The 14,316-nt window shown below is 46.8% G+C and carries 14 protein-coding genes; 7 read left to right on the top strand and 7 right to left on the bottom strand.

Going from position 1 to position 14,316, the window contains the following annotated elements; genetic code table 11:
- The first annotated feature begins 208 nt into the window (after positions 1–208).
- From H6G89_RS15260 to H6G89_RS15250, 3 genes are all read left to right on the top strand, one after another.
- A complete protein-coding gene (locus tag H6G89_RS15260) occupies positions 209–1,375 on the top strand; it encodes a Re/Si-specific NAD(P)(+) transhydrogenase subunit alpha (RefSeq protein ID WP_190507781.1) in 1,167 nt (388 codons plus the stop codon).
- 108 nt (positions 1,376–1,483) lie between these two features.
- Positions 1,484–1,777 carry an NAD(P) transhydrogenase subunit alpha gene (locus H6G89_RS15255; protein WP_190507779.1) on the top strand — a complete coding sequence of 98 codons (294 nt, stop codon included), beginning with the start codon at positions 1,484–1,486 and terminating at the stop codon, positions 1,775–1,777.
- Entirely contained in the window at positions 1,774–3,180 is a 1,407-nt protein-coding gene (locus tag H6G89_RS15250; RefSeq protein ID WP_190507776.1) for an NAD(P)(+) transhydrogenase (Re/Si-specific) subunit beta, read from the top strand. The genes H6G89_RS15255 and H6G89_RS15250 overlap by 4 nt, the downstream gene beginning before the upstream one ends.
- Before the next feature lie 208 nt (positions 3,181–3,388).
- Here H6G89_RS15250 and H6G89_RS15245 read toward each other — a convergent pair whose 3' ends face one another.
- Positions 3,389–4,264: a class I SAM-dependent methyltransferase gene (locus H6G89_RS15245; protein WP_190507774.1), complete on the bottom strand. Its 876-nt coding sequence runs from the start codon at positions 4,262–4,264 to the stop codon at positions 3,389–3,391.
- Between the two features lie 417 nt (positions 4,265–4,681).
- Between H6G89_RS15245 and H6G89_RS15240 the strand changes: the two genes are divergently transcribed.
- Positions 4,682–5,110 carry a TMEM165/GDT1 family protein gene (locus H6G89_RS15240; protein WP_190507773.1) on the top strand — a complete coding sequence of 143 codons (429 nt, stop codon included), beginning with the start codon at positions 4,682–4,684 and terminating at the stop codon, positions 5,108–5,110.
- 5 nt (positions 5,111–5,115) lie between these two features.
- Positions 5,116–5,418 carry a TMEM165/GDT1 family protein gene (locus tag H6G89_RS15235; protein WP_190507771.1) on the top strand — a complete coding sequence of 101 codons (303 nt, stop codon included), beginning with the start codon at positions 5,116–5,118 and terminating at the stop codon, positions 5,416–5,418.
- Between the two features lie 8 nt (positions 5,419–5,426).
- Here the strand turns inward: H6G89_RS15235 and H6G89_RS15230 are convergent, their stop codons facing one another.
- Complete coding sequence (locus tag H6G89_RS15230; RefSeq protein WP_199336733.1) at positions 5,427–5,954, bottom strand: hypothetical protein; 528 nt, start codon at positions 5,952–5,954, stop codon at positions 5,427–5,429.
- 237 nt (positions 5,955–6,191) lie between these two features.
- Between H6G89_RS15230 and H6G89_RS15225 the strand changes: the two genes are divergently transcribed.
- Positions 6,192–6,485: a hypothetical protein gene (locus tag H6G89_RS15225; RefSeq protein WP_190507769.1), complete on the top strand. Its 294-nt coding sequence runs from the start codon at positions 6,192–6,194 to the stop codon at positions 6,483–6,485.
- Positions 6,486–6,933: 448 nt separating this feature from the next.
- On the opposite strand, the gene glnA is transcribed toward H6G89_RS15225, so the two are convergent.
- Both glnA and H6G89_RS15215 read right to left on the bottom strand, forming a co-directional pair.
- Positions 6,934–8,355, bottom strand: a complete 1,422-nt coding sequence (gene glnA, locus H6G89_RS15220) for a type I glutamate--ammonia ligase (RefSeq protein ID WP_190507767.1) — start codon at positions 8,353–8,355, stop codon at positions 6,934–6,936.
- 67 nt (positions 8,356–8,422) lie between these two features.
- The gene (locus H6G89_RS15215) at positions 8,423–8,584 is read right to left on the bottom strand and encodes a hypothetical protein (RefSeq protein ID WP_190507765.1); all 162 of its coding nucleotides are present in this window, start codon (positions 8,582–8,584) and stop codon (positions 8,423–8,425) included.
- A 493-nt stretch (positions 8,585–9,077) separates the two neighbouring features.
- Between H6G89_RS15215 and apcB the strand changes: the two genes are divergently transcribed.
- Positions 9,078–9,587, top strand: coding sequence for an allophycocyanin subunit beta (gene apcB, locus H6G89_RS15210; protein ID WP_190507763.1), 510 nt, complete (start codon positions 9,078–9,080; stop codon positions 9,585–9,587).
- Between the two features lie 139 nt (positions 9,588–9,726).
- Here the strand turns inward: apcB and H6G89_RS34455 are convergent, their stop codons facing one another.
- The 3 genes from H6G89_RS34455 to H6G89_RS15195 form a co-directional block, all read right to left on the bottom strand.
- Complete coding sequence (locus tag H6G89_RS34455; protein ID WP_199336732.1) at positions 9,727–10,287, bottom strand: hypothetical protein; 561 nt, start codon at positions 10,285–10,287, stop codon at positions 9,727–9,729.
- Between the two features lie 360 nt (positions 10,288–10,647).
- A complete protein-coding gene (locus tag H6G89_RS15200; protein WP_190507761.1) occupies positions 10,648–12,840 on the bottom strand; it encodes a GumC family protein in 2,193 nt (730 codons plus the stop codon).
- Positions 12,841–13,019: 179 nt separating this feature from the next.
- Complete coding sequence (locus H6G89_RS15195; RefSeq protein WP_190507752.1) at positions 13,020–14,300, bottom strand: polysaccharide biosynthesis/export family protein; 1,281 nt, start codon at positions 14,298–14,300, stop codon at positions 13,020–13,022.
- Between the last annotated feature and the right edge of the window lie 16 nt (positions 14,301–14,316).

Genomic DNA, 14,316 nt, shown 5'->3' with positions numbered 1-14,316 from the left:
GCCAGGGTTAGAGCTATTTAGCATTTCGAATGGTAGTTTTAACCAACAGCAATTGCACGTTAATGAGGCTGGCTATCTGTAAACAGATAAGTCGGTTTTGTTAAATTGCTTCACATTAAAGTTGCTCTGTACTGCATTAAGGTTTCTACCATCCATCACACGTTTTGGAATTACCAACATCGATGTCTGATTACTTTAAGGAGACTGCATGAAAATAGCTGTTGCAAAAGAAATTGAGATGGGTGAGCGGCGGGTTGCTTTAGTGCCGGATACGGTGGCTCGACTCGTCAAGCAAGGAATAGAGGTTTTAGTGGAAACGGGTGCTGGAGAAGGGTCTTATTTTGTGGACAGTGCCTACGAAGCTGCTGGAGCAAGGATTGTTTCAGATGTGGCTCAATTGTGGGGTGAAGCTGATGTGGTTTTAAAGGTCAGTCCCCCTCGTGAGCGTGAGAATGGGCAGTCTGAGATCAATTTGCTTCGTGAAGGAGCCGTACTGATTAGTTTCTTAAATCCTTTAGGGGATCCAATTGGGGTGCAACGGTTAGCCGATCGCCACGTTTCCGCTTTTAGCATGGAGATGATTCCCAGAACGAGCCGTGCTCAGAGTATGGATGCATTGTCGTCACAAGCAGGGGTGGCGGGTTATCAAGCCATGCTGATTGCAGCAACCGCATTGCCTAAGTTTTTCCCAATGTTGACGACTGCGGCTGGAACGATCGCTCCTGCTAAGGTGTTTGTCATGGGGGCAGGAGTCGCGGGGTTACAGGCGATCGCCACAGCTCGCCGCTTGGGCGCAGTAGTTGAGGCGTTTGACATTCGCCCTGCGGTCAAAGAGGAAGTGCAGAGCCTGGGTGCAAAGTTTGTTGAGGTGAAACTGGAGGAAGACACGGTCGCCTCTGGAGGATACGCCAAAGAGATTTCAGAAGCTGCAAAGGAGCGATCGCGCCAAGTTGTGACAGACCACGTTCGTCAAGCCGATGTTGTAGTGACTACAGCTCAAGTTCCTGGCAAAAAAGCACCGCTGCTGTTGACTGAAGAGATGGTTGCTCAAATGAAGCCAGGTTCGGTCATCGTTGATTTGGCGGCTGAGCAAGGGGGTAACTGCGCCTGCACAGAACCCGGCAAAAATGTGGTGCGGAATGGTGTGACGATCATTGGGCCAATGAATCTGCCGTCTTCCATGCCGGTTCATGCTAGCCAAATGTATTCCAAAAATGTCGCGACCCTGCTGCAACTACTGATTAAAGACGGTGCGCTCAACCTGAATTTTGAGGATGACATCATTCGGGAGGCATGTATTGCTCATGGGGGTGAGGTTCGCAATCAACGAGTTCGAGATGCCCTAGAGGCGATGCGCCAACCTGCTATGAGCTAGGCATCCTCTGTACGAGTTGGTCTAATCCATGGGAACTACATAAACACATTGGGTGGGGCGTTTCGCGAAATGTCCCGATCAAATCAACACTTGAATTGGAGGATGTGCATGGCAAATGAATTAGTGTCGGCTTTAGTTGTGTTTGTTTTAGCGTCGTTCGTTGGGTTTGAGGTAATTAATAAAGTGCCTCCTACGCTCCACACACCCCTAATGTCAGGTTCCAATGCCATTTCAGGAATTGCTGTGATTGGTGCCGTGTTGGTGTCTGGTGCGGGTCATTGGAATGTTGCTGTGGTTTTGGGGCTGATTGCAGTCATTTTAGCGACGATCAACGTTGTAGGTGGCTTTTTGGTGACTGACCGGATGCTGCAAATGTTTAAGAAGAAAGAGGTGAAGGCATGACCGAGTTTTTGCCAACTGGAATTGAATTGAGTTATTTGCTAGCCGCCTGTCTATTTATTCTGGGGTTGAAGGAGCTAGGCTCTCCAGCGACTGCCCGACGAGGTAATCTAATAGCCGCCATTGGCATGTTGATTGCGATCGCCGCCACTCTGTTAGATCAATCCGTTCTCAGCTACGAAATGATTTTTGTTGGTATTGCTATTGGTTCCTTAATTGGAACTGTCATGGCTCAGCGGGTTGAGATGACTGCAATGCCACAGATGGTAGGTCTGTTAAACGGTTTGGGAGGAGGTGCATCAACCCTTGTGGCGATGGCAGAGTTTTGGAGAGTGATGGGTAACCCAGAGGCGATCGCCCTCGACAACACCATCACCACCATTCTCAGTGTTCTCATTGGTGGCGTCACCCTGACGGGGAGCTTAATTGCATTTGCTAAATTGCAAGAACTCATGAGTGGTGCTGCCATTACCTTTCCATTCCAGAGAATGCTAAGCATTGGGCTGCTCATCGCGTTTCTTGCGGGTAGTGCCTACCTGATTGCCTACCCTAGAGATCTGGTTGTTTTTCTTGTGCTTGTAGGTATTTCGCTCGTACTGGGAGTGCTGTTTGTCATTCCCATTGGGGGAGCAGACATGCCTGTAGTCATCTCACTTCTCAACTCCTTTTCAGGCTTGGCAGCAAGTGCAGCTGGTTTTGTCTTGATGAACAACATGCTGATCATCTCAGGTGCGCTAGTGGGTGCCTCTGGGATCATCCTGACGCAAATCATGTGTAAGGCAATGAACCGTTCCATCACAAATGTCTTGTTTAGTGCATTTACGACCAAGACAAGCGGAGGCGTTGCAACCAATGCTGTTCAAACTGAAAAAGTGATTAAATCGATTGACTCCGAAGAAGGAGCCATGATGCTAGGGTATGCCCGCTCAGTAGTCATTATTCCTGGCTATGGTATGGCGGTGGCACAGGCGCAACATGCCGTTCGTGAGCTAGCTGATCAACTCGAACGACTTGGCGTGGACGTCAAATATGCTATTCATCCCGTTGCAGGACGTATGCCTGGGCATATGAATGTGTTATTGGCGGAGGCAAATGTGCCTTATCCCCAACTTTATGACATGGATGACATTAATCCAGAATTTGAACACACTGATGTTGCGCTCGTGATTGGGGCAAATGATGTAGTTAATCCAGCCGCTCGCCATGACACGAACAGCCCCATTTATGGAATGCCGATTCTGGAAGTAGACAAAGCTCATCACACTATCATCATTAAACGCGGGATGAACGCTGGTTTCTCTGGTGTAGATAACGAGTTGTTCTACAAGGACAAGACAATGATGTTATTTGGTAGTGCTAAAGAAATCGTGGCTCAACTGGTGGCAAGCGTTAAAGACTTATCGTAGCTTTATAGCTTTGGTTAGAAAGCTTAGGGCAAAGGCAATGGCTCAAACTCTGATGCTGGCTGGGAAACCTTCCTGACTCGCCTCTGCCTCATCGGATGTGGCTACGGCGATATCAATTGAGTCATTAAGACGAGAAGCCGCTGCGTATCACCCCTCTCTCACATGTCCTTCTCATCGTGGACGGATGGAGAGGGGTTACCCATTGAGATTAAGGAGCTTGCAGAATGACGTAATAGCCCTCATAGATCACTTTAAATCCTGACCCGTTAAAGATCTGTTCATTCAATTGCTTGTTTTCAGGTGACGAGGGAATAATGGGCAGGGTGCAATACAGCAAACCACCTGGAGACATCGCCTTCCGTATACCTGTCAGAAAATGAATAATTTGGTGTGGCAAATTGTAGTGATAGGCAAAACCAGACTTGTTGAATAGGTTGATGCAAGACACAATATCAAATGAATGGTCGAGGCTAGTGAGCCACTTGCCAACATCACAAAACTCCATCGTTCTGTGTTTGTAAGTTGTTTGATAGTCATACACCTCCCTTGAGTTAGGGCGCGAATCAATGCCCACTGTATGGGCACCCAAAATTTGCAACAACTCAGCTGCGATCGGAGGTTGATCACTATAAAAGCGATCGAGCAGGTTGTCTTTTTCAGGTGAACCATAAGGTGAAAGTGAACCACAGCCAATGTCCAACACATTAAATCCGTATAGGGGGCTGGTGTTCATGTGGTCGAAATCATCACACAACGTCCCAAGTAAAAATAAGACATCTGGTTTAAGAACAGGGTCTTTGAATTCAACCTTAAACCCTTGAAACTCAGGATTACTTCTTAGCATTTGGCTGACAATTTGTTTGCCAAAGCTATTCAGGTTCTTTAGCTTAGAACTATCTCCTGTGTAGACATCCCAGGCATCTTTAACATCGGTTTTGAAATACAAAACTTTTCTCAAAATATCTTCGATCTTCTCTGCTTCACGAAGAATTGAGCTTGTTTGAAAACCAGCACGTTGATGAAAAACCTGCAAATTTGCGATTCCAACACCTGCTCCAATCGTTCTGTAAGGTTTAACAGACATATTGGCTCACCCCAAACTGTTGGTAGACATTCCTGTGGGCATCATAGCCGACTGGCTATTGATCGAAGTCAATTCTTCATTGATTTAACTTTAACGGAGCAATTTAACTGGGCGATTGCCCCGTTGGGGAAACTGCTTCGCATCGCTTTAATATCACTTTGCCTACAGGGATATAAGATATCACATTCATATCAACCCCACCCATGTAGCTTGTGAGTGTTGTGGTACGGGAAGACCATTCAGATGAGGACGAGGTGTAGAGGTGGAACCCCTGTTCGCAGACCGAGCCCCTCTACCCTAACGTTTATGGGTAGGGTTGTAGGTGTTGACTATTGGCGTAGGGTCAGGGATAAAATGAAAAAAATATGAAAACCCTGCGAAACACCTGTGACTTCCTTAATTGATCCTCCAAGTGTCATGACAACTGAGGTTGAATCCCTTGAATCGGCTGCTTCAACTCACCATAAATTGCCCTCAGTGGATGTTTCAGCTTGTCAGCTTAGGTCAACCCCTGAGATTTCAGAACAGACTGCATCTCAGCAGGAAGCTAACAGGCGAACCCTCAAGGGTGAGCTAGAAATCTTTGTCTCCACGTTTATCACCATTTTTTTGGCTGAATTGGGGGATAAGACTCAATTGACCACTTTGCTGATGAGTGCTGAGTCGCATTCTCCCTGGGTCGTGTTTGCGGGAGCTGGGGCTGCTCTGGTTTTAACGAGCCTATTAGGAGTCCTGTTGGGGCGTTGGTTATCCACTAAAATTTCCCCAAAAGTGTTAGAGGTTTCGGCGGGAGTTTTGTTGCTGATTATTGCAGCAATGTTGTGTTGTGATATTTTGTGGAGCTAGAAACGGTGGATTGGCATTTGCTAGGGTTGAGTTTTATTACGGTCTTTGTGTCTGAGTTGGGAGATAAGAGTCAACTGGCTGCAATCGCCCTGGGAGGAAGCTGTAAGTCCCTCAGAGCGGTATTTTTGGGGGCTTCTGCTGCGCTGCTACTCGCTAGTTTTTTGGGTGTATTGCTGGGTGGGAGCATGGCGCAATTGTTACCTACACACTGGGTCAAGGCGATCGCTGCCCTTGGTTTTACGATCATGGCAGTTCGTTTATTGTGGAATGCTGTTACAAAGCCCTCTCAGCTTAACGAAGCCTCGTAGTCAGCCCCTTAATGAGACAAAGATCTGATGACTCTGGGTTGAAGCGCGTTCAACAGTGCAATGATACTGCTCAACTTGATTAATTCAAGCAACCAATAGCCTTGTTGCATCTGCTGCATTCCAGCAGGGAGTTCCTGATTGGCAGAAAATAAGTCGAGGTGCAAGCCCAAGGCACTCATTTCAGGGGTGAGCAGATACGTATAAACCAAGCCAATTAGCAGCAAGCCAAATGCTAGAGCGATCGCCCAAGCCTTTGTAAAAACAGCACTCTCAATGCGGTTGAGCACTAAAACACTCGTTAAAATTACCGCCGCACACGTTAACTCAACTCGATTGAAAACCCAAAAAATAGAGTAGCCTGCTGTTGCAAAACTAGGTTGGCTCATCATGCCAGCCGTGTATAGCTGAGGCATAATGACCAAATCGAGGAGCAGACTGGAACTGAGCCAAAATGCCAGCATGAGAAATACAATGGTTTGCCACTTAGAACTACGCCACACCGAGGTGGATTCCATGGGGCTAGAAGAAGCGTTCATAGAGATCTTTATGAAAATTAAGCTGTAACTTCAGCCTAACTAAAATCTCTCCTGAAAGCCGTGAAGTATCATTGCATATTAGTGATTAAGGGAAACATTTCGTGAGCCGTACTGCTTGCTGGATTCCGCCATATTGCGCAACCTTAAATTGCAATAGTTTATTACTTTAAAAGTAAGCACTCAGACTCATACGCTCCTGGTTCTCGCTCATCTGCTTAGTTCTGCACCCTCGCTCCTATGCAAAATTCACATCTGGCAGACTTTTATCATGGTTGGCTCATTGAAGTCATGCAGACTGAACATGGCTATCAAAGTATCTGCTACTCTCCTGCTAGAGAGCGTTTAGGGGATTACTTAACCTACTCCACCGATTTTCAGGCGATCGCAGCCGCCAAAAAAATTATTAACAAATATATTGCTCGTCATGTGTTGACCAGCTTTATCCGAGAACTCTACGAACTCGAAAAGCTTGACTTCGAGGAATGGCGATCGCTAAACCAATCTTTGATCAGTGCGATCGCAACCATCTAGTTTGACCTGAGTTAGAGATAAGAATTTTGGCGGTTATAACCGCCGCCACATTCGATGAGGTGGAGGCGTGTCAGGAAGCTTCTCCAGCATCAGGGTTTGAGCCATTGCCATAAGCTTTCTGACCAAAGCTATAAAACCGCCGCTATAGTAAAGTGCTGAGGACTGAGGACTGAGAGGTAGGACACCATATTCAGAATTGAGAAGTGTCCTAACAAACAGTACCTTTGCTATGTCAGGACAAAATAAACTTGAGACGGTTCATCCAAACCCTCACTGTTGGAGTCCGGGTAGGCGAACTTGGTTCTGCTAGCCGCGAATTCATTCGCCAGGTGCTTAACCTGAATTGATGTTAGTTGAGGCAGGCTCTGAAGATAACAGTTAAAAAAGGGGCGTAGTTACTACGCCCCCAGACAACCTTAAATTGGACTGAAGCTATGCCTTGCGATCTCTACACATCGTAGTAGAGCGCAAATTCGTAAGGGTGAGGACGAATATTCATCGGGATCACTTCATTATCTAACTTGTAGCTAATCCAGGTGTTGATGAAGTCTTCGGTGAACACTCCTCCAGCAGTCAGGAAGTCATGGTCAGCTTCCAAATTCTTCAGAGCATCCATCAGAGAACCAGGAGTCGAAGGCACTTTTGCCAGTTCTTCGGGACTGAGGTCGTAAATGTCTACATCCAATGAGCTACCTGGATCAATCTGGTTCTTGATTCCATCAATACCAGCACACAGCATCGCTGCAAAAGCTAGATAGGGGTTGCAACTTGCATCAGGGCAACGGAACTCCAAACGCTTTGCTTTGGGGTTTGTTCCAGACAGAGGAATCCGAACCGAAGCCGAACGGTTACCTTGGGAGTAAGCGAGGTTAACCGGAGCTTCAAAACCAGGGACTAGCCGCTTGTAGGAGTTAGTGGTGGGGTTGGTGATTGCCAACAAAGCTGGAGCATGCTTAAGAATACCACCAATATAGTGGAGCGCAGTCTGGCTCAGATTGGCATAACCGTCGCCATAGAACAAAGGACCGCCCTCTTTCCAAATAGATTGGTGGCAGTGCATTCCAGAGCCATTGTCACCAAAGACAGGCTTGGGCATGAAGGTAACCGTTTTGCCATACTTTCTGGCAACGTTCTTGATGCAATACTTATATGTCATCAAGTAGTCTGCTGCCTGCACCAGTTCTGCAAAGCGGAAGCCGAGTTCGCACTGACCACCAGAAGCGACTTCATGGTGATGCTTTTCGATGGGTACACCGCAGGCTGCCATCGTCAACAGCATTTCTGTCCGCATATCCTGGGACGTATCCGTTGGCGAAACGGGGAAATAACCTTCCTTATAACGGGGCTTGTACGCGAGGTTACCGCCTTCTTCAACCCGACCAGAGTTCCAACGACCTTCAACGCTGTCTACGTGGTAGTAGCCTTCGTGCTCGTTCTGGTCAAAGCGAACATCATCAAAAATGAAGAATTCTGCCTCAGGACCAAAGTAAACCGTATCACCAATGCCAGTAGAGCGGAGGTAATCAACCGCTTTCTGGGCGATCGCACGAGGACAGCGGCTATACAGTTCGCCTGTCCGAGGTTCTTTGATGGTGCAGACCAAGCTTAAGGTCGGCTCCTTCATAAAAGGGTCGATCCAGGCAGTTTTTGGATCGGGCACCATTGCCATGTCTGACTCATTGATGGCTTTCCAACCCCGGATACTGGAACCATCAAAAGGCACACCTGAATCAAAGCTGCTTTCATCGATCTGATCGTAATACAGCGTCAGATGCTGCCAGATTCCTGGCATATCAATAAATTTCAGATCAATCATCTTAATGCCTTGGTCTTTAATCATTGCCAAGACTTCTTGTGCCGTCTCTGCCATGGATTACTCCTTGCTCCTGGGTTCTTAAATCTACAGAGAAAATAACCTCTTGAACGATCCCCACCACTTAAGTAGAAATCGTAGAGACAAAGCCTCGACTTGCTGCTGTCCAATTCAGCATTAACAATGTCGCTTCGTATCGACTGGTTAACTCTAAGAGTTTGCGATTCGCATCTCCAAAATTACTGCCATTATTCTTTCCAGAATTAGCTCTGCCAGAGATTGGCATACCGTCAATGAGGTAAGCTTTGTCACACCTGAATCATCCTAGAAATAGGATTAGCGATATTTTGTATAACAGACTACCAAAAAGCGAGTATTGAAACTGTTTATCCTTAAAAACCTCAGAGCAAACCTGCTAAAGATGAGTCGATGCCTTAACAGGGCTTAGATTTGAGGGTTTAGTAAATTTGAGACTGATAGAAATCAAATCTAAAGAAATTCTTTAACAAAAATTACAGGTCTAACGTCAGGAGACGATCGACAACAAAACTTAATAACATTCGCCTTCAGCACGGTGTTTCAGCCCCGTAACGTGAAACTCACCATGGTAAACTTATCTTCTAATAATGGTTGTAAATGCTTGCCATAATTTCTAAACCCAAGCTTTACAACGGGATAAAACTGTCCTTGGGCTAACAGCACCATAGCTCAGCATCTGGTGTCGATAAAGCCAAGCCTTAGCAAATTGTTTATTAAGGAACTGTTGGGAGACTGACTTCATGCGGGACGCAGTAACAAGCTTGATTAAAAACTACGATGTTACAGGACGCTATCTCGACCGAGATGCCATTGATACCCTAAAGTCCTATTTTGATTCGGGCATTGCCCGCGTACAAGCAGCAGCCGTGATCAATGCCAATGCAGCTGCGATTGTCAAGCAAGCTGCATCTCGCTTGTTTGAAGAAATTCCCGAATTAATTCGCCCAAGCGGCAACGCCTACACGACCCGCCGTTACGCTGCTTGCCTGCGGGACATGGACTATTATTTGCGATATGCTAGCTACGCTCTTGTTGCCGGTAATACCGATGTCCTAGATGAACGAGTTCTTCTAGGTTTGCGCGAAACCTACAATTCTCTCGGTGTTCCCATTGGACCAACCGTAACAGGCATTCAGATCATGAAAGAGTTGGTCAAGAATCAAGTTGCAGAAGCAGGGATCACCAACACCTCTCTCCTGGATCAGCCCTTCGATTACATGACTCGTGAGTTAGCTGAGAAAAATATCTAGATTAGTCCAGAGCCTTTTCTCCTTGTCTGCTTGAATCCACTAACCAATATCTAAAGTAATTGAGGGCTGGGTAGATGATGCTCAGCCCTCAAAGTATTTGCGTGGACTCTTATAAGTAGAGACGTTTGATTCGTCATTTTTATGCAATGGCTTCGGGTTCAAAAACCCAAATTCCATATCCTTTTACAGTTTTTGTGATGATAGTTTCTTCCCCACGAGCACTTAAACGTTTGATGAGTTGGACGGCTTGTTGGGTATCGTCCGTAATTTTGAAGAGGCTGTAATATTTGCCATCGGATCGGATTGCTGCTATCGGCTTATTTAGGTCAGGTACTCTGATATGACAGGGTTGATATTGACTGGGAGAAGTCAGTATTTTGTAGGAAGTAGTGCATTTAGAGGAGTTTTGCACGGGTTTTGAAGGTTTAGCCTCGGCCTCTTCAATCCAAATTACGTAACCCCTAGAAACGTTTGTAATAATGGTTGTCTCACCCCGACGATGCAATCTAATACTCAGTTCTACAGCCCGATTCTTATCTTTCTCCACCTTGAAGAAACTATAGTAGGCGTTGTTGAAGAAGATGGCTGGCAATCGTTGCTCCGAGTGAGGAACATGAATATGGCAGGAGCGATATTGCTGACGAGACTCAATGATTTTAGGTGCGATCGCACGACTGGCAACTGACGATTGAGATGACATAACACGAGGGAAATAGAGCCAGAGCACTGATGGCTATTTCCCTTATTGTTAGATTTTCTCTAGCAATTGCCATCCGGTAAAGTACGGGATAACAGATTAATCCCTTTGCCCACCTCAACCCTCTGCAAGACTTGGATATGCCAAATATGGCAACCATGGAAACAGGTGGACGAGGTATAGGAGGTCTATTCTTGTAGCAAAATGAACCTGGATTAGAACGAAGTGCAGGGGCTCCAATACTTCAACGTTCTAACCTATGTTTTACCTATGTTTTAGATATTCAATGTGAGGGATTTACGAGAATTATGCCCACAGGATCAATCCCGTACACCCTGTATTAAACCGCTCACAACACTAGGATTAGGGTTCTCTCGAACCAATTGGGATTCCATCTAATCCAGGTTGGTTTTCCAACTCTTCTACTATAAATTGGTCATCTCTGCCACCTATAAATCCAGGAGACTGAATAGCGATATCAGCACCGTTGATGACTGCTCCCAAGAATTGCATTTCTTCTGACTCGTTAAACTGCTCAATAGCTTCTGTTAACAAGCCTTCCTCCGTATAGCCTGGTCGAGTCACCAGCACCATACCATCTGTATAAGGCTCTAACAACAGAGCATCACTGAATCGGCTGAGGGCAGGGGTATCGAGGATAACGAGATCGAATCGTCCTCGCGCATCTTCTAACATTTGCCGCATTTCAGTAGATTCTAAAATGGCAGATGCCTGACGTTGAATTCCTGGGCTAGGCAGAATGTATAGATTCTCGATTTCAGGAACGAGGCGAATGCAATCGCTTAAGCGTCCGTAATAACGCAACGGTTCCAAAACACTATCGGGATCAGGAGTTACTTTCAGAAGCTTAGAGTGAGAGGGCGATCGCAGGTCAGCTTCAATCAAGAGAGTGCGTTTACCTGCCCTTGCCGAGGCGATCGCTAAATTGTAAGCCGTCAGGGTTTTCCCTTCACCATTGACAGTGCTTGTTAGCAGCATCATCTTCAGTGATTTACTGCCGGCTGCACGGCGTAATGTTCCCCGGAGACGTTCATACGGTTCAATGTACAGTGAGTCAGGCTCCAGCACAATTGGAGAATCTGTCTCGCTGTTTGCTGGTAAAGCGGGTAACAAGCCCAACACAGGAACTTCTTGTTGCCGCAGGGCAGCTTGCAGATCTGGCAGTGTATGGAAGGTCGCATCCAGGGAATCGAGCAGCAGCACTAAACCACCACCGACGAGTAACCCAACAAAACCACCGACGATGAGAATCAGCACTGGATTCGCTCCCGATGCTTCAGTCAATTGGGCTTGGGCATCCTGTGTGACGATTAGATTACCAACGACCTCATTTTGAGCAATAGTTACGTCTGCTAAGCGTTGTTGAATCTGGTCGTAGTAAGCCCGTTTGAGAGCAACCTGCTGTTCTAGTCGAGCCTGTTCTAACTGTTTGTTTGGCAGATTAGAGTATTCCTGCCGCAGCCGCTGCCCCTCTTGGTTTAAATTAACCAACTGTTGTTGAATGGTTTCCCGTTGGGTTTGCAAGTTGACAAGTGTGTTAGCCAATTGTTGTCTTGCTGGGTCAAGGCTACTGTCTTGACGGATTTGAGCTGTTCCTCGCAGGGGTGCTGCACCGGATGCGCCACCAATGACCTCACTCACACGTTGCTGCAACAATCGCTCAAAGGCTTGTTGCTGGTTGCGCAACGTGACCATAGTGGGATGTGCGGGTTGCAACGTTCTTGATAAGATCGAGAGTTGAGTCTCGGTTTGATGCATTTGCGCTCGCAAGTCAGCAATGATTGGATCAGCACTTAACGCTGCTGAGGCATACGCTTCGTCGGGTGATAGCCCTAATCGTGACTGTAAACTTCTGATTTGAGCATCAATGCCAGCTAGCGTCAGGCGGAGTTGACGTTGCTGATCCTGTCCACCTGTAATTGCTCCAACTAAGTTGCCATCCTGAGCAGCTTGAATGGCTGGACCCTCTACCCGAATGTACTGCTCTAAATTTCGCTCAGCCTCACGTAGTTCTCGGGTAACTTCTGGCAACAAATCATTGAGACTGTTGATGATGGTCTCTAATTGCTGCTTGTTAAATTCTCGGCTCTGCTCAACCATCGCCTCCATCAACAGCGTTGCCGTTACTTCTGCTCGTTCTTCATCGGCGTCGATGTAGGTGATGAGAAGATTTAACCCAGCTGCCTCGTCATCGTCATCACCTGCTTCAACCGTGGTATTCTGCCGAATTGTCCTTGGGTCAACTTGAATACCTTGAGCTGTCAATTTCTGGACCGTTGAATCAATCACATAATTGGAGAGGAGTCTCTCTGGTGTTAGGGCTTGCCCCTGCTGTTGCAGAGCAACTCCTGTTTCAGAGAAGGTAACTGGTGGTGTTGCATAACTCAGTGACCCTTGGGCGGTGTAGGTTGCGGGGGGAGCAGGTTGGAGAGCTGCTACGCCTGATAAGCCCATCACAACAGCAAAGCCTGCTAAACCAGCCCATTTGTGACGATCTAAAGCAATGAGATAACGCTTGATAAACGGTGGAGCCATGACGTTAAAGAAGTATTCGGAGTCAGTGGATTTTCAGTCAGGATCAGAAGGACGTAGGAGATTGAGGTAGATAAGGCAGAGAAACTAATGCTATTCTCTGCGATCGCCCCCATCATCGTCATCCCCATTTGTAAGACATCTCAGATGAAGTGAGATCGGTCATCAGTTAATTAATCTAATTAATCATCATCGTCATCGTCGTCGTTATCGCCTGGACCAAATAGATCGTCTGCACTTTCAGCTAAATTGTCAAAGAATAGCAAGAATCCTAGAATGTCGCGGAAAGGTTGAGTAGCCGTATTGAGCGCGTAGCTAATTCGAGCAATAAAGTTACGTCCAATGACAATGACATCATTGTGTTCCAGGAATGGATTTTGAGAGGCATCTCCCAAAAGAGCGTCCTTAGCGTCTAGCTCTTGAGTAACTGCCTTACCTTGAATCGGATCAAAACGAATTAGGGCAATATCATCTAGCTCTGCCCGGTCTGGACTGGGGCCAATGGCAGTAATGGCATCAAGGAAAGTACTGCCGTTGGTTAGAGTAATGTTGCCGATTGCAGCTCCTCCCTCACCACGTCCGGTATTGCGAGCGGCATAGTTGAGCACGCGAACCACAATTTCTTGTTGAGCGATGGTGGAGCGTCCAACTAGCGTGGGATCATAACTGTCAATCGTTTCTGCATTCAAGGCAGGAACAATGATGGCATCTCCATTCTCAAGGCGAACACTTGGTACAGGTGTCGAATCTCGTAATGAGGTGTAGAAATCGACATCTCTCTCGATGACAGAGCCATCCACTAATGTGCGACGAATGCGGATAGTTCGCAAATCTGCCAGTCGGGTTGTGCCACCAGCCGCTAAGAGTGCGACGTTTAACTGAGGTGCTTGCAATGGATATATGCCTGGTCGAACCACCTCACCTGCGATTGTGACTTCAACTGGACGCTGAGCCGTCAGCGTCATATCCACAACCGGGTTAATCACATATTGATTGAGAGCAGATTGAATTCGCTGTTCCGCTTGTTGAATGGTTAAACCGTTGAGGGATACTAAACCCGCCAAGGGGACAATGACATTACCTTGTAAATCCAGTGTGGTTTGAAAGTTTAGGTCTGGAAAATAAAGAACATTGACAAAGAATGAGTCTCCTGGTCCAAGACGATAGCTGTCAAACTCTGAATTGTCGCGTAATGGCACTCGATTGGGTTGTCCCTGATCCAAGTTGCCTCGGTTCCCTTCACCCTGCTCGATCAGCCGTTGTCTGGCTTCTTCGAGTTGATCCCGTGTGTTGCGTTGCGCCTCTGATGATGAATCAGTTTGGGCTACAACAGCTGTTGGGAACAGGCTCATGTTAGCTGCCCAAAGCAGTAGGACGCTAGGTAGGGTAGTCACAACGGAGTACAGCCCTGAGAGGGAGTAAGCACGAATGGAACGGTTGCGGTTAGAGGGGGCTTTAGACATGATTTTCAGGGAGTCA

The sequence above is a fragment of the Oscillatoria sp. FACHB-1407 genome, assembly GCF_014697545.1.
Taxonomy (GTDB): domain Bacteria; phylum Cyanobacteriota; class Cyanobacteriia; order Elainellales; family Elainellaceae; genus FACHB-1407.
Note: the sequence above shows the minus strand (reverse complement) of the source record. Positions and strands in the feature narration are given on the sequence as shown.

What these genes read in the sequence shown, in the direction of transcription:
- H6G89_RS15230 (WP_199336733.1), bottom strand. Translation starts at nt 5,954, where the DNA reads ATGAACGCTTCTTCTAGCCCCATGGAATCCACCTCGGTGTGGCGTAGT.
- H6G89_RS34455 (WP_199336732.1), bottom strand. Translation starts at nt 10,287, where the DNA reads ATGTCATCTCAATCGTCAGTTGCCAGTCGTGCGATCGCACCTAAAATC.
- H6G89_RS15215 (WP_190507765.1), bottom strand. Translation starts at nt 8,584, where the DNA reads ATGCCAATCTCTGGCAGAGCTAATTCTGGAAAGAATAATGGCAGTAAT.
- glnA (WP_190507767.1), bottom strand. Translation starts at nt 8,355, where the DNA reads ATGGCAGAGACGGCACAAGAAGTCTTGGCAATGATTAAAGACCAAGGC.
- H6G89_RS15260 (WP_190507781.1), top strand. Translation starts at nt 209, where the DNA reads ATGAAAATAGCTGTTGCAAAAGAAATTGAGATGGGTGAGCGGCGGGTT.
- H6G89_RS15255 (WP_190507779.1), top strand. Translation starts at nt 1,484, where the DNA reads ATGGCAAATGAATTAGTGTCGGCTTTAGTTGTGTTTGTTTTAGCGTCG.
- H6G89_RS15240 (WP_190507773.1), top strand. Translation starts at nt 4,682, where the DNA reads ATGACAACTGAGGTTGAATCCCTTGAATCGGCTGCTTCAACTCACCAT.
- apcB (WP_190507763.1), top strand. Translation starts at nt 9,078, where the DNA reads ATGCGGGACGCAGTAACAAGCTTGATTAAAAACTACGATGTTACAGGA.
- H6G89_RS15195 (WP_190507752.1), bottom strand. Translation starts at nt 14,300, where the DNA reads ATGTCTAAAGCCCCCTCTAACCGCAACCGTTCCATTCGTGCTTACTCC.
- H6G89_RS15250 (WP_190507776.1), top strand. Translation starts at nt 1,774, where the DNA reads ATGACCGAGTTTTTGCCAACTGGAATTGAATTGAGTTATTTGCTAGCC.
- H6G89_RS15225 (WP_190507769.1), top strand. Translation starts at nt 6,192, where the DNA reads ATGCAAAATTCACATCTGGCAGACTTTTATCATGGTTGGCTCATTGAA.
- H6G89_RS15245 (WP_190507774.1), bottom strand. Translation starts at nt 4,264, where the DNA reads ATGTCTGTTAAACCTTACAGAACGATTGGAGCAGGTGTTGGAATCGCA.
- H6G89_RS15200 (WP_190507761.1), bottom strand. Translation starts at nt 12,840, where the DNA reads ATGGCTCCACCGTTTATCAAGCGTTATCTCATTGCTTTAGATCGTCAC.